This is a genomic window from Arthrobacter sp. PGP41 (assembly GCF_002953935.1).
Lineage (GTDB): Bacteria > Actinomycetota > Actinomycetes > Actinomycetales > Micrococcaceae > Arthrobacter.
This window is the reverse complement of record NZ_CP026514.1, coordinates 1,199,641-1,216,822: the sequence shown is the minus strand read 5'-3', so window position 1 is coordinate 1,216,822 and position 17,182 is coordinate 1,199,641. Positions and strand designations below refer to the sequence as shown.

The window sequence follows — 17,182 nt, the reverse complement described above, 5'->3', positions numbered from 1 at the left end:
AAGTTCTTTTGACCGGGCTGTCAGTGCGCCTTGTGAAGGGCGTCCGTCAACCGGCCCAGCGTGCTGCGCAGCTGATCCAGTTCCGCGGCGGTAAGCCCCGCGGCCTGGGCGAGACGCTGCGGGATGGCGCCCGCTTTGGCGCTTAGCTCCCGCCCGGCGGGGGTGAGATGGATGGCCACGCGCCGCTCATCCTCGCCCGAGCGGCGGCGCTCAACCAGCCCCAGTGCTTCCAGCCGCTTCAACAGCGGCGAAAGGGTGCCCGAGTCCAGCCCGAGCTCCTCGCCGATCTCCTTCACGCCACGCGGCTCGTTTTCCCACAGCACCAGCATCACCAGGTACTGCGGATAGGTCAGTCCCAGCTCCTCGAGGACCGGGCGGTAAACGGCGGTTGCGGCCCGGGAGGCCGAATAGAGCGCAAAACAAACCTGGCGGTCCAGCCGGGGGGCATTAGTCATGAGTCCAACGATAGGGCACCAATAAGTTGTGCACAACTTACTTGTGCCAGGGCAGGCGGTTGCCCTGCGTGCCGGGAAAGTACGACGGCGGCTGCCGCCTCCGGATTACAGGTCGCGGATGGTGCGCAGCGCCGCTGCAGTGAGAACGCGGATGCCCAGCCCGAGGGCCCGCTCGTCCACGATGTAATCCCCGCGGTGCAGGTCGTATTCCTCGCCGCCGGGAGTCTTGGTCCCCAGGCGCATCATGGCTCCGGGGAGTTCGGCAAGGAACCAGGCGAAGTCCTCGCCGCCCATGGACTGCGGGGTCAGGACCACGGCGCTTTCCCCGATTTCGGCGCGTGCCGCCGCTTCGATGATGGCCGTCTCGTGCTCCGAGTTCACTACCGGCGGCACTCCCCTGGTGTGCTCCAGCCGCACGTCCACGCCATAGGGCGCGGCCACCTGGTGGACCACCTCGTCCAGGAGTTCGCCGGCCTCGTGCCAGGCGTCCCGGTCCAGGCACCGCATAGTGCCCGCCATGTAGCCGGTGCCGGGAATCGCGTTGGGTGCCGAACCCGCGGAGATCTGCCCCCACACCACGGACACCCCGCTACGGACATCCACCCGGCGAGAGAGGACGGCGGGAACGTTGACCGCAATCTGGGCCAGGGCGAACACGAGTTCCTCGGTCAGGTGCGGGCGGGACGTGTGTCCGCCACGGCCGGACAGTTCAATGCGGATGGTGTCGGACGCTGACGTGATGGCGCCGATGCGCGTCCCGATCTTGCCCACGTCGATCCGGGGGTCACAGTGCAGAGCCAGGATCCTCGGCACGCCGTCCAGGACGCCCTGTTCAATGCAGGCGTGGGCCCCGCCGGGCATGGTTTCCTCAGCCGGCTGGAAGATGATGCGGACGGTGGCGCCGAGCGGCTCGTCCTGGTGCATCCGGTGCAGCACCAGGGCGATGCCCAGCATGGTGGTGGTGTGGACATCGTGGCCGCAGGCGTGGGTCACGCCGTGGTTCTTCGAAGCGAACGGCAGGCCGGTCTCCTCGATGATGGGCAGGGCATCGATGTCGCCGCGCAGTGCAGTGGCAATGGGTCCCTCCCCCACATCCACCGTGAGGCCGGTGCCCTCCAGGCGGCGCGGCGTGAGGCCCGCAGCTTCAAGCCGCTCAGCGAGCTTGTCCGTGGTGCGGAATTCCTTGAAGGAGAGTTCCGGGTGTGCGTGCAGGTCCCTGCGGAAGTCGATCAGTTCCGGCAGGAGCGGCTCGAGCCACGGAGCCACCAGGGCGGTGGGCTCGGCTTCAGTAGTGTAATTGCGCACTGCTTCACTCTAGCGAGGGTGTCGGCATTAGCGGCCATCACGGTCGCCGCGTTACATCAGAGGACGTCGGTATCCCCGCTCGCCTTGAGGGCGTCGACGGCAGCCTTGACCCGCTGGGAATTGGCCATGGTGGTTACCAGCAGCGCGTCCGGCGTGTCCACGATGACCACGTCCTGGATCCCGATCAGGGCGATCACGCGCTTGGTGTCGGTGACCACCACACCGCTGGAGTTTTCGGTGAAGACGCGCGCACCTTCCCCCAGCACCGTGACGTCGTCAACTTCCTTGGCACTGTTGAGCCGGCCCACGGAGGCGAAGTCGCCGACGTCGTCCCAGCGGAAGGAACCAGGCACGACGGCGACGTCCCCGGCTTCGGCGGCAGGCTCGGCCACCGCGTAGTCAATGGCGATCTTCGGCAAGGTGGGCCAGACGCGGGCGGTGACCTCGTCCCGCTCAGGGGTATCCCAGGCCCGTGCGATTTCCTGCAGGCCGCCGAACAGTTCGGGCTGGTTGGCTTCCAGGTGCTTGAGCAGCAGCGCCACGGGCGCCACGAACATGCCCGCGTTCCATACGTAGTTGCCGCTGTCCACGTACTGCTGGGCCACCTGTTCGTCCGGCTTCTCGACGAACTCCACCACGTCCTGGGCGCTCGGAGCGCCTTCGATGTGAAGGGCCTGGCCGGAGCGGATGTAGCCGAATCCCGTGGACGGGTGGGTGGGCTTGATGCCGATGGTCACGATCTTGCCGGCAGCCGCCGTGTGGATTGCCTCGCGGACCGCCTCCTGGAAGAGGTGGTCCGGGCTGATCACCTGGTCCGCAGCGAAGGAACCCATGATCGTGTCGGGGTCGCGCTCATGCAGGATCGCGGCGGCAAGGCCGATTGCTGCCGCGGAATCCTTTGGCTCGGACTCGAGGACGAGATCCGAATCCTCGAGCTCCGGAAGCTGCCGGCACACCGCATCCCGGTGGGCCTTGCCGGTGACCACCAGCACCTTGCTTCCGGCAAGCGGGTGCAGCCGGTCATAGGTGGCACGCAACAGCGTGCTGCCCGAGCCGGTGAGGTCGTGCAGGAACTTGGGAGCTGCGGCGCGTGACAGGGGCCAGAGGCGGGTCCCCACGCCGCCGGCCGGGATCACCGCGATGAAGCGGTCAAGGGGTGATGCCGGGCTTGTCACTTTGTCTGTACTCATCAACGCCTACTTTAGCGGAACGGTCACTGCGCCCTCCCTTAAGCGGTTCAGGCCCCTGCGGGACGGCAGTCTGGCAGCCATGCCCGGCACTGGCCGCGGCGAGTGTGTCCTTTGTCTCAAAATTTCGTGGGATCCGCGCCGCTGCTGGTCACCAAGGAACTCCTAAATTGAATAAGCTGTCAGCGAAGCCTAGATTTAGGCCTGAGCTACGAGTGCTCTCGCAGCAGGCGTTCCCCCCGCGTGGATCTCATGCCAGCGCCGCTGTGTTGCAGGGAGGTTTATCAGTGCCGACAAAACCAGCTGGCACCTTGTACCGCGGCCGTGAAGGCATGTGGTCTTGGGTAGGACACCGTATTACCGGTGTAGTGATCTTTTTCTTCTTGTTGGTTCACGTTTTGGACACCTCCTTGGTGCGCGTGTCTCCCGAGGCCTACACCACCGTGATCGGTGCCTACAAGAACCCCCTCATGGCCCTGGGCGAAACGGGCCTTGTTGCCGCCATTGTCTTCCACGCCTTCAACGGCCTGCGGATCATTGCGGTTGACTTCTGGAAGAAGGGCGCCAAGTACCAGCGGCAGATGCTGTGGGCGGTCCTGGCCCTCTGGCTTGTCACCATGGTCGCTTTCTCCATCCGCCACCTCTCCCTCGCCCTCGGAGGTCACTAAGCCATGAGTGCAACCATCGAAAGCCCACGCAGTGGACGAAACAGCAGTGGACAAAACATGAGCGGGCGGATCGCCCCGCAATACCGCCGCCACGGCGGGAGCAAGGGCAACTTCGAGATGATCGCATGGCTCTTCATGCGGCTCTCCGGCGTGGTCCTTGTAGTCCTGATTTTCGGGCACCTCTTCGTAAACCTCCTGGTGGGCGAGGGCATCCACGCCATCGATTTCGGATTCGTGGCCGGCAAGTGGGCCGACCCGTTCTGGCAGTTCTGGGACCTCGCCATGCTGTGGCTGGCCATGCTGCACGGAACCAACGGCGTCCGCACCATCATTAACGACTACGCCGAAAAGGACTCAACCCGCCGCTGGCTGAAGACGGTCCTCTACTCGGCCACCGTCGTCATCATCGTCCTGGGCACCCTGGTGATTTTCACCTTCAACCCTTGCCCCGTCGTCGACGGCGTGCCCCTGCCCGGCGGATTCTGCCCTGCCTAGCACCGGCACCACCCCGGGCCCGCGGGTACAACCGCGGGCCCTGTTTTGCGGCGCAGGCAACGCCCGCCCGTTGTTTTATTGCGAATTTTGAGAGAAAGAGCGTCTGGTATGCAGGTCCATAAGTACGACGTCGTCATCGTCGGTGCCGGTGGCGCTGGCATGCGCGCCGCGATCGAATCCGGTCAGCGCGCGCGCACAGCAGTACTGACCAAGCTCTACCCCACCCGCTCGCACACCGGTGCGGCGCAGGGTGGCATGTGTGCGGCCCTTGCCAATGTCGAGGAAGACAACTGGGAGTGGCACACGTTCGACACCATTAAGGGCGGCGACTACCTGGTTGACCAGGACGCCGCTGAGGTCATGGCCAAGGAGGCCATCGACGCCGTGCTTGACCTTGAAAAGATGGGCCTGCCGTTCAACCGCACGCCCGAAGGCCGGATTGACCAGCGCCGGTTCGGCGGGCACACCCGCGACCACGGCAAGGCACCCGTCCGCCGCGCCTGCTACGCCGCGGACCGCACCGGCCACATGATCCTGCAGACCCTGTACCAGAACTGCGTCAAGCACAACGTTGAGTTCTACAACGAGTACTACGTCCTGGACCTGCTGACTGTCGAAGAGGACGCTGTCCGCGCGGACGGTACCCCCTACAAGCAGAAGCGCGTTGCCGGCGTCGTCTCCTACGACCTCGCCTCGGGCGAACTGCACGTCTTCCAGGCCAAGTCCGTGGTGTTCGCCTCCGGCGGCGCCGGCAAGGTCTTCAAGACCACTTCCAACGCGCACACCCTTACCGGCGACGGCATGGGCATCGCCTTCCGCCGCGGCATCCCCCTGGAGGACATGGAGTTCTTCCAGTTCCACCCGACCGGCCTTGCCGGCCTGGGCATCCTCCTTTCCGAGGCCGCCCGCGGTGAGGGTGCCATCCTGCGCAACTCCGAGGGTGAGCGCTTCATGGAGCGTTACGCCCCCACCATCAAGGACCTGGCGCCCCGCGACATCGTTGCGCGCTCCATGGCCAACGAGGTCCGCGAAGGCCGCGGCTGCGGACCGAACAAGGACTACGTCCTCCTGGACCTGACCCACCTGGAGCCCGCGCACATCGATGCCAAGCTCCCGGACATCACCGAGTTCGCCCGCACGTACCTGGGTGTGGAGCCGTACACGGAGCCCGTCCCGGTGTTCCCCACCGCGCATTACGCCATGGGCGGCATCCCCACCAACATCACCACCGAGGTCCTGCAGGACAATGACACCGTGGTCCCCGGCCTGTATGCAGCCGGCGAGGTTGCGTGCGTGTCCGTTCACGGCTCCAACCGCCTTGGCACCAACTCGCTGCTGGACATCAACGTGTTCGGCAAGCGTGCCGGCATCGCCGCGGCAGAATACGCCAAGACGGCCGACTTCGTGGAACTGCCGGAAAACCCGCTGGCGTACACCACCGAACTGCTGGACATTGCGCGCAACGGCAGCGGAGACGAGAAGGTGGCCGTGATCCGCAAGGAACTCCAGGACACCATGGACGCCAACATGCAGGTGTTCCGCACTGCGGAGACGCTGAACCAGGTCCTCCGCGACATCGCTTCCTTCGAGGAGCGGTACAAGCGGATCAACGTCCAGGACAAGGGCAAGCGCTTCAACCTTGACCTGCTCGAGGCGGTGGAACTCGGCTTCCTGCTGGAACTGGCCAAGGTGATGACCGTGGCCGCCCTCTACCGCGAGGAATCCCGCGGCGGACACTTCCGCGAGGACTTCCCGGACCGCAACGACGAGAAATTCATGAAGCACTCCATGGCGTACAAGGATGACCACGCCCCGGCGGACGGATCGGCTGAGTCAATTGCCGGCATCCGCCTGGCCACCAAGCCGGTCGTCTTTACCCGCTACGAGCCGATGGTGAGGAAGTACTAAAGATGACCGCTGAAATCGCTGAGCCAGCCTCAAAGATTGAACTGCCTGCCGGCGTCGGCGGTGGCGGCGAGATCCCCACGTTCGATGTGCACCTGCGCGTCCGCCGGTACAACCCGGAGGTCTCCGAGGAAGCCACGTGGGACGACTTCCACCTGACCATGTACGGCACGGACCGTGTCCTGGACGCCCTGCACAAGGTCAAGTGGGAAACGGACGGCACGCTTTCCTTCCGCCGCTCCTGCGCCCACGGTGTGTGCGGCTCCGATGCCATGCGCATTAACGGCCGGAACCGCCTTGCCTGCAAGACGCTCCTCAAGGACCTGGACACGTCCAAGCCCATCACGGTGGAGCCCATCAAGGGCCTGCCGGTGGAAAAGGACCTCATCGTGGACATGGAGCCGTTCTTCCAGTCCTACCGCGAGGTCATGCCGTTCCTCATCAACAAGGGGCACGAGCCCACCCGCGAACGCCTGCAGTCCGCCGAGGACCGTGAGCGTTTTGACGACACCACCAAGTGCATCCTGTGTGCTGCGTGCACCTCCTCCTGCCCGGTCTTCTGGACCGACGGCCAGTACTTCGGCCCGGCGGCGATCGTGAACGCGCACCGCTTCATCTTCGATTCACGTGATGACGCGGGCGACATGCGCCTGGAGATCCTCAACGACAAGGAAGGCGTGTGGCGCTGCCGCACCACCTTCAACTGCTCGGAGGCATGCCCGCGCGGCATCCAGGTGACGCAGGCAATTGCCGAGGTCAAGCAGGCCATTCTCTCCCGCAAGATCTAGTCTGTACCGAACCTGAGCAACGCGGGGTCACTCCGCGCCCGATAAACCTTGGTTTTTGGGCCGGAAGTGACCCCGCGTTGCTGTATCTGAAAGGTGAACCATGTCCCGCTCCGAAAAAGTCAGCTTTGAAGGCTCCACCGGCGAGATGCTCTCGGGAATCATCGACGTTCCGGAGGGGCCGGTCAAGGGCTGGGGAGTGTTCTCGCACGGTTTCACGCTGGGAAAGGACAGCCCGTCCGCGTCCCGGATGTGCAAGGCGCTGGCGGACAGCGGAGTCGGCATGCTCCGGTTCGACAACCTTGGCCTGGGCGGCTCCGCAGGAGAGTGGTCCGCCGGCTCGTTCAGCCACAAAGTGGCGGATACTGTTCGGGCGGCCGAGTTCATGCGCAGCGAAGGGAAGCCGATTTCCCTGTTGGTGGGCCATTCCTTCGGCGGCGCCGCGGTCCTGGCCGCGGCCCGGGAAATTCCAGAGCTCGACGCCGTCGCTACCGTGGGTGCGCCATTCTCACCGAAGCACGTGGCGCATGTCTTCGACGCGGCCCTGGACAAGATCCTGAGTGAAGGCAGCGCAGAAGTGGACCTTGGCGGGAAGAGGGTGGAGATCCGCAAGCACTTCGTGGAGGACCTGGAAAATGCCGACCTCACGGACTGCATCAAACAGCTTCACAAACCGCTGATGGTGCTCCACTCCCCCACCGACAACACCGTGGGAATCGAAAACGCCAGCACGATCTTCCAGACGGCCCGCCACCCCAGAAACTTCGTGTCGCTCGAAGGCAGCGACCACCTGCTGACCGGCAAGGGCCAGGCGGCCAGGGCCGCGCGAATCATTGCTGCCTGGGCCGACCAGTACCTCGACGCCGGGCAGTAGCCAGGACGCCCGCATCAGGATGCACGGGCACCTTACCTGGCTGCACCTGGCGGGCGCCCCACGTGCCCTTGTCATGGCCTGTAGAGGGGCTGTGCAGGTCTGCTTCGCGGATGGCGGCCCAGCCGGCTGAGACGAGGTAGACCTGGCTCACCAGGTTGAACCAGATCAGCAGTCCGATGATGATCGCGAACGGCGCCAGGATGGGATTGCGCCCTGCCCCGGCCAGCAGCTCGGTGCTGAAGATCTGCAATATGGTGGTGCCCAGTGCCGCCAGGATGGTGCCCTCAAGCAGGGACCGGCGGGACAGTTTGAGGCCGCCCGCGAGCCGGAACATGATGAGCGCGGTAGCCCAGTTCAGGACCAGCGGGACCGCAATCTTGATCGATGTGGTCAGCGGACCGGCAACAGCGTCATCGAGGCGCAGGAAGTCGGACACCCAGCCGGCGGCGGTTCCAAACACCAGGGAAGCTCCAGCACTGATCACCAGGGCCACGCCAAGCAGCAGCAAGGTGCCTGCATCCCGGAGCTTCAGGAGGATGGGATTGACCAGCAGCGGTGGCAACTCCAGCACACCGCGCAGCCCGTCCCGAAGTCCGGCGATCCAGCCCAAGGACGTGATGACTGTGACCACGGCACCGATCAGGGCGGTCCAGCCAAGACCGTCCGGGTTCAGCAGGTCCTGGGGGTCAACCAGCCCATCGCCCCCGTTTAGCTTCAAGAGTCCCGGCGCGCTTTGGGCAACGCTGCTAATGATCGTGTCCAGGAGCGCCGGCTGTCCGCGCAGGACCAGGCCAGCAATGGAGAAGCCGGTGGTGAGGAGGCCGGTGATGGAGAAAAACATGTTGAAGCCGATGCCGGCGCTCATCAGCGGGCCGTGCTGGAGTGTGTAGTGCCGGAAGGCGCGCATGGGTCGAAGGGCGCTAAGGCGGGCCAGCAGCCACTGGACCATGGCCATCAGGCTGGCCAAGGGACCCTTGCCGGCCCTCCGTGCCTTGTTCCACTCCATCCGTTTCTGGATGACCGCGAGCTTCAGGTGGGCGTGGTCGGTGGGAAGGGGCTGCTGTTCAGGCAATTTCGCCTGGTGCCGCAACGGGGGACGTGAGTCAGGTGCCGCCGTCGTTGTCAGTTTGGGTCCCAAATTCCAGCTCTTCCCGTAGCTGCCAGATGCCGTTGGCATCGTGCTCGTAAAGTCCCATGCTAACCACGGGGAAGGTGGCACTGTAGTTCCGCAGCACCGTTTCGGCTTCGTCGAGGCTTTCCGGGGCCACATCATGGGCGATAGTGACGTGGGGGTGGTAAGCAAACGGCAACTCGCGGTGCAGGGGACCCTGCTGGAGCTTTTCGTGCAGGTCGACGCAGTCTTCGAAGCCGTCCTCAACGTTGATGAACACCACCGGGGAGACCGGACGGAAGGTCCCCGTTCCCGCGATGGTGACGGTGAAGGGCCTCTGCCGGCGGGCCACATCCCGCACGTGCTCGCGGGTGGCCTCCCAATCCTTCGTAGGGGTAGTGGTCACCAGGGTGATGTGGGCGGGAACCACGTCCGCCAGGGGATCACCGAAGGAAGCCCGCCAACGCTGCAGCTCCGCCGCGATTTCGGCCGGAAAGCCCAGGATGACGCCGACGCTGATGTCCTCCGTGCGGGATGGGCGACCGCGCGGCGCAACGCGACGATCTGCTGGGTCTCCGTGGGGGGTGGCGGCTGTCCCCGCCGTCCGGCGGGAACGGGTGCCTTCCCTTGCGGTGACTTTGCTGGACGACATAGCGCTAGTGGACTCCGGCGAGGCTGAGGGAGGGAAGGAAACCCATGCGCTCATATACCCGGGCGAGGGTCACCGAGGCAATCTCACGGGCGCGCTCGGCCCCGTGTGCGAGCAGGCGGTCCAGCTCGGCCGGATCGGCCATCAGCTCGTTGGTGCGGTTCCGCAGGGGCGTAATGAAGTCCACCACTACCTCCGCAAGGTCCACCTTAAGATGGCCGTACATCTTGCCCTGGTACTCGGCTTCGAGCTCGGCCACCGTCTTTCCGGTCAAGGACGAGTAAATAGTGAGCAGGTTGGAGACGCCGGGCTTCTCCTCCGTATCAAACCGGATTTCCGTTCCGGCATCCGTCACTGCCGATTTGATGCGCTTGGCCGCGACCTTCGGGTCCTCCAGGAGCTGGATGGCCCCGTTGGGGGATTCCCCGGTCTTCGACATCTTGGCGCTGGGGTTCTGCAGATCGTAGATCTTGGCGCTTTCCTTGACGATGGTCGCCTCGGGGACGGTGAATGTAGGACCAAAGCGGGTATTGAAGCGCTGGGCCAGGTTCCGGGTGAGCTCCAGGTGCTGCCGCTGGTCCTCCCCTACCGGCACCAGGTCCGTCTGGTACAGCAGGATGTCCGCAGCCATGAGGGTGGGGTAGGCAAAAAGCCCCAAGGTGGCGGCGTCAGCGCCGGACTTCTGGGTCTTGTCCTTGAACTGGGTCATGCGCGAGGCTTCGCCGAAACCGGTGATGCAGTTCAATGCCCAGGCCAACTGCGCATGTTCGGGCACGTGGGACTGGACGAAGAAGATGCTCTTGTCCGGATCAATGCCCGCTGCGATGTACTGTGCGGCAACGATCCGGGTGCGCTTGGCCAGCTCAGCCGGGTCGAAGTCCACGGTGATGGCGTGCAGGTCCGGGATGAAGAAGACGGCGTCGTACTCAGCCTGCATGTCCACCCAGTTGCGGACGGCGCCGATGTAGTTGCCCAGGTGCAGGGAATCGGCCGTGGGCTTGGCTCCGGAGAGGATGCGCTTCTTTGCGGCTGGCGAAGTTGGGGTAGTCATGTGGGAGGAAACCTTCGGGGCTTAGAGCTGGTAATCCACTACCAGCGGGGCGTGGTCGGAGAAGCGGGTATCCCACGACGCCGCACGGTCCACCACCGCAGAGATCGCGGAGGCAGCCAGCGCCGGGGTGGCCAGGTGGTAATCGATGCGCCAGCCGGTGTCATTGTCAAAGGCCTTGCCGCGCTGCGACCACCAGGTGTATGGCCCGTCAACCGGTCCAGCCAGGTTGCGGTGCACATCATGCCAGCCGATTTCCTCGCCGAAGAACCTGTCGAAGTAAACGCGTTCTTCCGGCAGGTGGCCCGCCTTCTTGACGTTGGCTTTTGAGTTCCGGATGTCCAGCCGCGTGTGCGCAACGTTGAGGTCACCCACCACCAGGGCGTGGTCGCTGTGCTTGGCCAGTTCCGGGAGCCGGGTGCTCATGACATCCAGGAACCTGAATTTGTCATCCTGCTTCGCCGTGCCCACCTCGCCGGAGTGGACGTATGCGCTGGCAACGGTGAGCTGCACAGGCTGCCCCGCCGCATCCCGCAGGCGGAAGTCCGCCTCAACCCAGCGCCCGGCCGTGGCGAAGTAGTCGTCACCAATGCCGTTGCGGGTTTCCAGTGGCTCCTCGCGCGATGCGATAGCGACGCCGGCCCGGCCCTTGGCCTCAGCTTCGGCGTGCAGGATGTGCCAGCCTTCGCCCAGCAGCTGGCGCACGATGGCGTCCGGGGCGCGGACTTCCTGCAGGCAGAGGATGTCCACTTCGCGGGGCTCCAGCCACGCCGCCATGCCGTTCTTGAAGGCAGCCCGGAGGCCGTTGACGTTGACGGATGCGATGCGAAGGTGGTCCTTGTTCAATGCCGAGCTCACCCGCTCCACTCTAGTCGATGATGGTTCCGGTGACCGGCTCTCCACTGCTGCCGGAGGACTTGATCATGTCCCTGGCGTTGGTGGCCGTGATCTCAATGGTTTCCAGTGCCCTGTGGATGGTGTCCTGGTTGGCGGCGGCACCCTTGGCGCGCTCCTCCTCCACCACGCGGACCTGCACCTGGACAATCTTGAACGAGTGGTCCAGCTTGAGGTCGCGGACCTCCTCAGCCTGGCTGCGCTCGGCAACAACCCTGGTTCCGCCGTGGTCTGCCGCGGAGTACGGGCCGCGCCCTGCAGCGGACGTGAAGGCGTTCTGGGCTTCGCTAAGCTTGGCGCCGGCCTTCTTGGCCGCCTTTTGGATGCTGAACACCACAAAGCAGGCCAGCGCGAGCCAGAAGGCTGCAATGACGGCCACAACCCAGCCCACGACGTCGTTCTGGTTGGCCGCAAAGATTACGGCCACAATGAATGCTGTGACCAGGACCATCAGTCCCGGGCCGCTGATGCGGAACATGGAGAATCCGCCCCTGGCGGGTTTGGAGGATGACTTGGAGCTGCCCAGAGATTGCATGCACCCATTCTCTCAAACCCCTAGGCATGCTCCCGCCTCCTTCCACCCCCGGCGAACATTCCCAACTAGGTAGCGCCAAGTGTCGTTTTGAACCCCCAAAACGACACTTGGCGCTACCTAGTTGGGGGATACTTCGCTAGCCGGTTTGGCGGCTACTTCAGGAAGAGCTGGCGCAGGCGGACAGTGGTGAGCAGCATGCCGACGGCGGTCATCACCAGGTAGTAGCCCACGTGGACGGGCGTCGCGGCCGTGAAGGAGCCAGCGCTGATCTGGCGCAGGAGTTCCACCCCGTGCCACAGCGGCATTGCCTGGATGAGCCACTGGATGGCCTGCGGGTAGACGCTCAGGGGGTAGAACGTGGCGCTGAACAGGAACATGGGCAGCATGAGGAAAGTGATCCAGTCCATCTGCTGGAACGTCTTCATGAAGCTGGTGATACCCATTCCGATGCTGGCGAAGCCGAAAGCGATCAGCACCGAGCCGGGAATCATCAGCAGCGCCCACGGAGTGGTGATCAAACCCATGACGCCCATGACCGCCGTGAAGCCCGTGGCGTACAGCATGCCGCGCAGGAGGGCCAGGAAGATCTCGCCGAGGGCGATATCCAGCGGTCCAAGGGACGTGTACAGCATGCCTTGGTACAGCTTGCCGAAGTTCATCTTGAAGAAAACGTTCCAGGTGGAGTCGTACACCGCGCCGTTCATCGCCGAGACGGCAAGCAGGGCCGGTGCGATGTAGGCCGCGTAGCTGATCGGCGCTCCGCCTGGCCCTTCCACATCGCCCACGAGCGCCCCCATGCCCACGCCCATGGAGAGCAGGAACAGGACCGGCTCGAAAAAACCGGACAGCATGATCAGCCAGTGGCCGCCCAGCGTCGCTTTCAGTCCGCGCGAAATCACCGCCCGGGCGTTCCTTGAATACAGGGCGCCGAAGGCCCTGCTGCGGGCCTCCTCCACAGCGTCCGCCTCCGCCGTTGCCCCCACCGCGCGGCTCATTGCGCCATCCTCGTGGCGAACCGGCGGCGGGTCAGGACCCAGCCAAGTACCGCGAGTCCGGCCAGGACGCCAACATGGACAAGGGTGAGGACCGGCGGCTCCTTATACCCGTAACTGAGCACCCGGCCCAGTTCGGTGCCGTGCCAGATCGGCGAAATCCAGCCGACCCAGCGGACGGCAAGCGGGAGGGTCTCCAGCGGGAAGAACGTGCCGGAGAACAGGAAAAGCGGCATCACAACGAGCCGCATCACCAGGGCGAACTGCCCCTTGTCCTCCGTCAGCGACGCCGAGTACGCCATCAGCGGCAGCCCGAAGGACAACCCGGCGAGGGTTGCCGCCAGGATGCCGGCCCACGCCCAGCCCGACGGGGCGGCACCAAACAGGGCGACAGCCCCGAAATAGATCGCCGACTGCACGAGCAGGCGCAGTGTCACCGCCATGATGTGTCCGGCCGCGATCTGGCCAGGCGTCAGCGGCGAGGCGTGCGGGCCGTAGTAGGTCCGGCGCCATTTAAACCCGGCCATCACCGGAAACGTGAATTCATTGGCCGCGGTCATGACGGCGGCAGAGACGAGCAGTGCCGGCGCAATGAAGGCGAGGTAGCTACCGCCGCCGAAAGCCGCAGCGTCGCCGTTGTCCACCAGTGTGGCCAGGCCCACCCCCATGGCAAACAGGTAGGCCACGGGCTGGCCGACGCTGTACATCAGGATGGACCAGCCGTAGCTCTTCATTACCCGGAGCACCTGCTCCGCATAATAGAACGCTCCCCAGCGCCGGGCCTTGGCTGCAGCAACTTCGGGGCTGTGGGCCCGCAAGGCCTTCGTGGCCGCAGCCTCAGTCAACGAGGCTCCTGCCCGTCAGCCGCAGGAACACGTCCTCCAGTGAGGACCTGCGCACCAGCGATGTCAGCGGGCGCAGCCCGCGGGACGCCACCTGCTCAAGGGCGGACTCGCCGTCGTGCGCGTAAATCAGCACCCGGTCAGGGAGGACCTCCAGCCGTTCCCCGATGCCCTCCAGTTCCGAGGCTATGGTGGTGTTCCGCTCGGATCCGAACCGCAGCTCAACCACCTCCCGGGTGGAGTGCTCCCGGATCAGCTGGGCGGGCGAGCCTTCTGCCATGATCCGGCCCTTGTCCACCACGATGAGGCGGTCGCACAGCTGCTCGGCCTCGTCCATGTAGTGCGTGGTCAGGATCAAGGTGACGCCCTGCTCCTTGAGCCTGAACAGGCGGTCCCAGAGGATGTGCCGGGCCTGCGGGTCCAGGCCGGTAGTGGGCTCATCCAGCAGCAGGATCCGGGGTTCGTTGATCAACGAACGCGCGATGGTCAGCCGCCGCTTCATGCCGCCGGACAGCGCGTCCACTTTGGATTTCGCCTTGTCCGTCAGCTGCGCGAATTCCAGCAGTTCGTCGGCCTTCGGCTTCAGGTAGCTCATGGGCAGGCCGAAGTAGCGTCCGTAGACCAGGAGGTTGTCCCGGACCCGGAGCTCCTCATCCAGGTTGTCCTGCTGCGGCACCACGCCCAGGTGCGCCCGCACTTCGGGCCCGTGCGAGTCCGGGTCGAGGCCCAGGATGCGAAGGTTTCCGGAGGTGCGCCGGGTGACGCCGCCGATCATTTTCATGGTGGTGGATTTCCCGGCACCGTTCGGGCCAAGCAGGCCAAAGGACTCCCCCGCCGGGACGCTGAAGGAGATTCCGTCCACGGCGGCCACGTCGCCGTAGGTCTTCATCAGGTTCTCTGCCGTAATGACCGTACGGTGGTCTTCGCTTCGCGGCCCGGCGGCAGGCTGGACAGGGCCGACTGCTGCGCCCGGCGGCACGGCGGCTTTGTTGTGCACCCTCCGCAGACTAGTAGAGCTGCGGCGCAGGTGGAAGGGGACTGCCACTTCTGCGCTTAAAAGCCCGACGGCGGCACGCGCCTTTCGTGCAAAAGGTGCGTGCCGCCGTCGGGCGTTGCTGCTTTGGCCTGGCGCTAGGCGCTTCCCGAGCCGCTTTCCTGCGCCACCTGGCGTTCCGCGGCTTCCACCACGTTGGTCATCAGCAGCGCCACGGTCATGGGACCGACGCCTCCGGGGTTCGGTGAAATCCAGCCGGCCACTTCAGCAGCGGCGGGGTCGATGTCGCCGTAAACCCGGCTCTTGCCCGTCCCGGGATCGGTTTCCCGGGTGACGCCGACGTCCAGCACGGCCGCGCCGGGCTTCACGTCGGAGGCCTTGACGATGTGCTTGGCACCGGCCGCGCCCACAATGACGTCCGCCTGCCGGAGCAGTTCAGAGAGGTTCTCCGTTCCCGTGTGCGTCAGGGTTACCGTGGCGTTGACGGCGCGCCGGGTGAGCAGCAGCCCGATCGAGCGGCCGATGGTGACGCCGCGGCCTACCACCACAACATGCTTGCCCTTGAGGCTGTAGCCGTTGCGCTCCAGGAGCTCGATGACGCCCCGGGGCGTGCACGGCAGCGGTGAGGTGATCTCGCCGTTGACGTTGAGCACCAGCTTGCCAAGGTTGGTGGGGTGCAGGCCGTCGGCATCCTTGGCGGGGTCGATGCGCTCCAGGATCGCATCGGTGTCCAGGTGCTTGGGCAGCGGCAGCTGGACGATGTATCCGTGGCAGGCGGGGTCCGCATTGAGTTCGTCAATGAGGGCCTCGACCTGCTCCTGGGTGGCATCGGCCGGCAGCTCGCGCTGGATCGAGTTCATCCCGATTTCCGCGGACTGCTTGTGCTTCATGGACACGTACAGCTGCGAGGCCGGGTCCGCGCCCACGAGGACGGTTGCGATGCCGGGCGTGACGCCCTTGGCCTTAAGTGCGGCCACGCGTTCGGCCAGCTCGGCCTTGATGGCGGCGGCGGCAAGCTTGCCGTCTAGGACCTTTGCGGTCTGGGTGGTTTCAGTCATGGGTCACCACTGCTCGTGCTGCGGGTACAGCGGGAAGTCGGCGGCAAGCTTGTCCACGCGGGCCTGCAGGGACTCGACGTCGGCGCCGGTGCCGGCCTTCAGGGCGGTGGCGATGATCTCGGCAACCTCGGTGAACTCGGCGGCGCCGAAACCGCGGGTGGCCAGGGCCGGGGTGCCGATGCGCAGGCCGGACGTGACCATCGGCGGCCGGGGGTCGAACGGAACGGCGTTGCGGTTCACGGTGATGCCCACCGAGTGCAGGAGGTCTTCTGCCTGCTGTCCGTCCAGCCGGGAGTTGCGGAGGTCAACGAGGACCAGGTGCACGTCCGTGCCGCCGGTGAGGACGGAGACGCCGGCTTCTGCGACGTCCGCCTGGTTCAAGCGGTCGGCGATGATCCTGGCGCCTTCCAGGACACGCTCCTGGCGCTCCTTGAACTCCTCGGTGCCGGCAATCTTGAAGGCCACGGCCTTGGCTGCGATGACGTGCATGAGCGGGCCGCCCTGCTGGCCCGGGAAGACACTGGAGTTGAGCTTCTTGGCCCACTCCTGCTTGGCCAGGATCACGCCCGAACGCGGACCGGCGAGGGTCTTGTGCACCGTGGAGGTGACGACGTCGGAGTACGGCACCGGGCTCGGGTGCAGTCCGGCGGCAACCAGGCCGGCGAAGTGCGCCATGTCGGTCCAGAGCAGGGCGCCCACTTCATCGGCGATGGAGCGGAAGGCGGCGAAGTCCAAGTGGCGCGGGTACGCGGACCAGCCGGCGATGATGACCTGCGGCTTTTCGGCGATGGCCTGCTCGCGGAGCTTGTCCATGTCGATGCGGAAGTTGTCTTCCTCAACCTGGTAGGCAGCCACGTTGTACAGCTTGCCGGAAAAGTTCAGTTTCATGCCGTGGGTCAGGTGGCCGCCGTGCGCCAGGGAGAGGCCCAGGATCTTGTCGCCGGGAGTGATCATGGCGGACAGGGCCGCGGCGTTGGCCTGGGCGCCTGAGTGCGGCTGGACGTTGGCGTACTCGGCGCCGAACAGGGCCTTGACCCTATCGATGGCCAGTTGCTCGGCAATGTCCACGTATTCGCAGCCGCCGTAGTAGCGGCGGCCGGGGTAGCCCTCGGCGTACTTGTTCGTGAGGACGGAGCCCTGGGCTTCCATGACGGCGCGGGGGGCGAAGTTTTCGGAGGCAATCATTTCCAGGGTGCCGCGCTGGCGGCCAAGTTCCTGGTCCAGGACTGCTGCGATTTCGGGGTCGAGCTCAGCCAGCGGCTGGTTGCTGACGGCGGTGGTTGAAGTGGCTGTAGTCACGAAAAACTCCTGGCTAGGCGGGCACTGCTAAGGTCAGGCTACCGGCTGGGGCACCTTCACACCGCGTCGATGACAGGGTGTGAACG

General features: G+C 65.2%; 18 protein-coding genes. 5 read left to right on the top strand and 13 right to left on the bottom strand.

Features of this window, described 5'->3' with window-relative positions; all coding sequences use genetic code 11:
• Positions 1–20: 20 nt before the first annotated feature.
• The 3 genes from C3B78_RS05560 to C3B78_RS05550 form a co-directional block, all read right to left on the bottom strand.
• Positions 21–455, bottom strand: coding sequence for a MarR family winged helix-turn-helix transcriptional regulator (locus tag C3B78_RS05560; RefSeq protein ID WP_104997180.1), 435 nt, complete (start codon positions 453–455; stop codon positions 21–23).
• Between the two features lie 105 nt (positions 456–560).
• Positions 561–1,760, bottom strand: a complete 1,200-nt coding sequence (locus C3B78_RS05555; protein ID WP_104997179.1) for an amidohydrolase — start codon at positions 1,758–1,760, stop codon at positions 561–563.
• Positions 1,761–1,816: 56 nt separating this feature from the next.
• Positions 1,817–2,950 (bottom strand): mannose-1-phosphate guanylyltransferase, encoded by a 1,134-nt coding sequence (locus C3B78_RS05550; RefSeq protein WP_104997178.1) that lies wholly within the window; start codon positions 2,948–2,950, stop codon positions 1,817–1,819.
• A 284-nt stretch (positions 2,951–3,234) separates the two neighbouring features.
• On the opposite strand from C3B78_RS05550, the gene sdhC reads away from it, so the two are divergent.
• The 5 genes from sdhC to C3B78_RS05525 all read left to right on the top strand — a co-directional run bounded on the left by sdhC (position 3,235) and on the right by C3B78_RS05525 (position 7,674).
• A complete protein-coding gene (gene sdhC, locus C3B78_RS05545) occupies positions 3,235–3,615 on the top strand; it encodes a succinate dehydrogenase, cytochrome b556 subunit (protein WP_104997177.1) in 381 nt (126 codons plus the stop codon).
• Between the two features lie 3 nt (positions 3,616–3,618).
• Entirely contained in the window at positions 3,619–4,110 is a 492-nt protein-coding gene (locus tag C3B78_RS05540) for a succinate dehydrogenase hydrophobic membrane anchor subunit (RefSeq protein ID WP_104997176.1), read from the top strand.
• Between the two features lie 108 nt (positions 4,111–4,218).
• The gene (sdhA, locus tag C3B78_RS05535) at positions 4,219–6,018 is read left to right on the top strand and encodes a succinate dehydrogenase flavoprotein subunit (RefSeq protein WP_104997175.1); all 1,800 of its coding nucleotides are present in this window, start codon (positions 4,219–4,221) and stop codon (positions 6,016–6,018) included.
• Positions 6,019–6,020: 2 nt separating this feature from the next.
• Positions 6,021–6,803, top strand: coding sequence for a succinate dehydrogenase iron-sulfur subunit (locus C3B78_RS05530; protein ID WP_104997174.1), 783 nt, complete (start codon positions 6,021–6,023; stop codon positions 6,801–6,803).
• A 100-nt stretch (positions 6,804–6,903) separates the two neighbouring features.
• Positions 6,904–7,674 (top strand): alpha/beta hydrolase family protein, encoded by a 771-nt coding sequence (locus tag C3B78_RS05525; protein WP_104997173.1) that lies wholly within the window; start codon positions 6,904–6,906, stop codon positions 7,672–7,674.
• Here C3B78_RS05525 and C3B78_RS05520 read toward each other — a convergent pair.
• The 10 genes from C3B78_RS05520 to glyA form a co-directional block, all read right to left on the bottom strand.
• Positions 7,631–8,680 carry a YihY/virulence factor BrkB family protein gene (locus C3B78_RS05520; RefSeq protein ID WP_104999655.1) on the bottom strand — a complete coding sequence of 350 codons (1,050 nt, stop codon included), beginning with the start codon at positions 8,678–8,680 and terminating at the stop codon, positions 7,631–7,633. The genes C3B78_RS05525 and C3B78_RS05520 overlap by 44 nt on opposite strands.
• Before the next feature lie 97 nt (positions 8,681–8,777).
• Positions 8,778–9,437 carry a 2'-5' RNA ligase family protein gene (locus tag C3B78_RS05515; protein WP_234005533.1) on the bottom strand — a complete coding sequence of 220 codons (660 nt, stop codon included), beginning with the start codon at positions 9,435–9,437 and terminating at the stop codon, positions 8,778–8,780.
• Between the two features lie 4 nt (positions 9,438–9,441).
• Positions 9,442–10,485: a tryptophan--tRNA ligase gene (gene trpS, locus C3B78_RS05510; protein WP_104997172.1), complete on the bottom strand. Its 1,044-nt coding sequence runs from the start codon at positions 10,483–10,485 to the stop codon at positions 9,442–9,444.
• Between the two features lie 21 nt (positions 10,486–10,506).
• Positions 10,507–11,340: an exodeoxyribonuclease III gene (locus C3B78_RS05505; RefSeq protein ID WP_104999653.1), complete on the bottom strand. Its 834-nt coding sequence runs from the start codon at positions 11,338–11,340 to the stop codon at positions 10,507–10,509.
• A gap of 10 nt (positions 11,341–11,350) precedes the next feature.
• A complete protein-coding gene (locus C3B78_RS05500; protein WP_104997171.1) occupies positions 11,351–11,911 on the bottom strand; it encodes a hypothetical protein in 561 nt (186 codons plus the stop codon).
• A 152-nt stretch (positions 11,912–12,063) separates the two neighbouring features.
• Positions 12,064–12,906 carry an ABC transporter permease gene (locus C3B78_RS05495; protein WP_104997170.1) on the bottom strand — a complete coding sequence of 281 codons (843 nt, stop codon included), beginning with the start codon at positions 12,904–12,906 and terminating at the stop codon, positions 12,064–12,066.
• On the bottom strand, positions 12,903–13,748 hold the full coding sequence (locus C3B78_RS05490) for an ABC transporter permease (RefSeq protein WP_104997169.1): 846 nt from the start codon (positions 13,746–13,748) through the stop codon (positions 12,903–12,905). The genes C3B78_RS05495 and C3B78_RS05490 overlap by 4 nt, the downstream gene beginning before the upstream one ends.
• Complete coding sequence (locus tag C3B78_RS05485; RefSeq protein ID WP_396136740.1) at positions 13,741–14,742, bottom strand: ABC transporter ATP-binding protein; 1,002 nt, start codon at positions 14,740–14,742, stop codon at positions 13,741–13,743. The genes C3B78_RS05490 and C3B78_RS05485 overlap by 8 nt, the downstream gene beginning before the upstream one ends.
• Positions 14,743–14,876: 134 nt before the next feature.
• Complete coding sequence (locus C3B78_RS05480; RefSeq protein ID WP_104997168.1) at positions 14,877–15,797, bottom strand: bifunctional methylenetetrahydrofolate dehydrogenase/methenyltetrahydrofolate cyclohydrolase; 921 nt, start codon at positions 15,795–15,797, stop codon at positions 14,877–14,879.
• Positions 15,798–15,800: 3 nt separating this feature from the next.
• Positions 15,801–17,096: a serine hydroxymethyltransferase gene (gene glyA / locus C3B78_RS05475; protein WP_104997167.1), complete on the bottom strand. Its 1,296-nt coding sequence runs from the start codon at positions 17,094–17,096 to the stop codon at positions 15,801–15,803.
• Positions 17,097–17,182 lie beyond the last annotated feature (86 nt).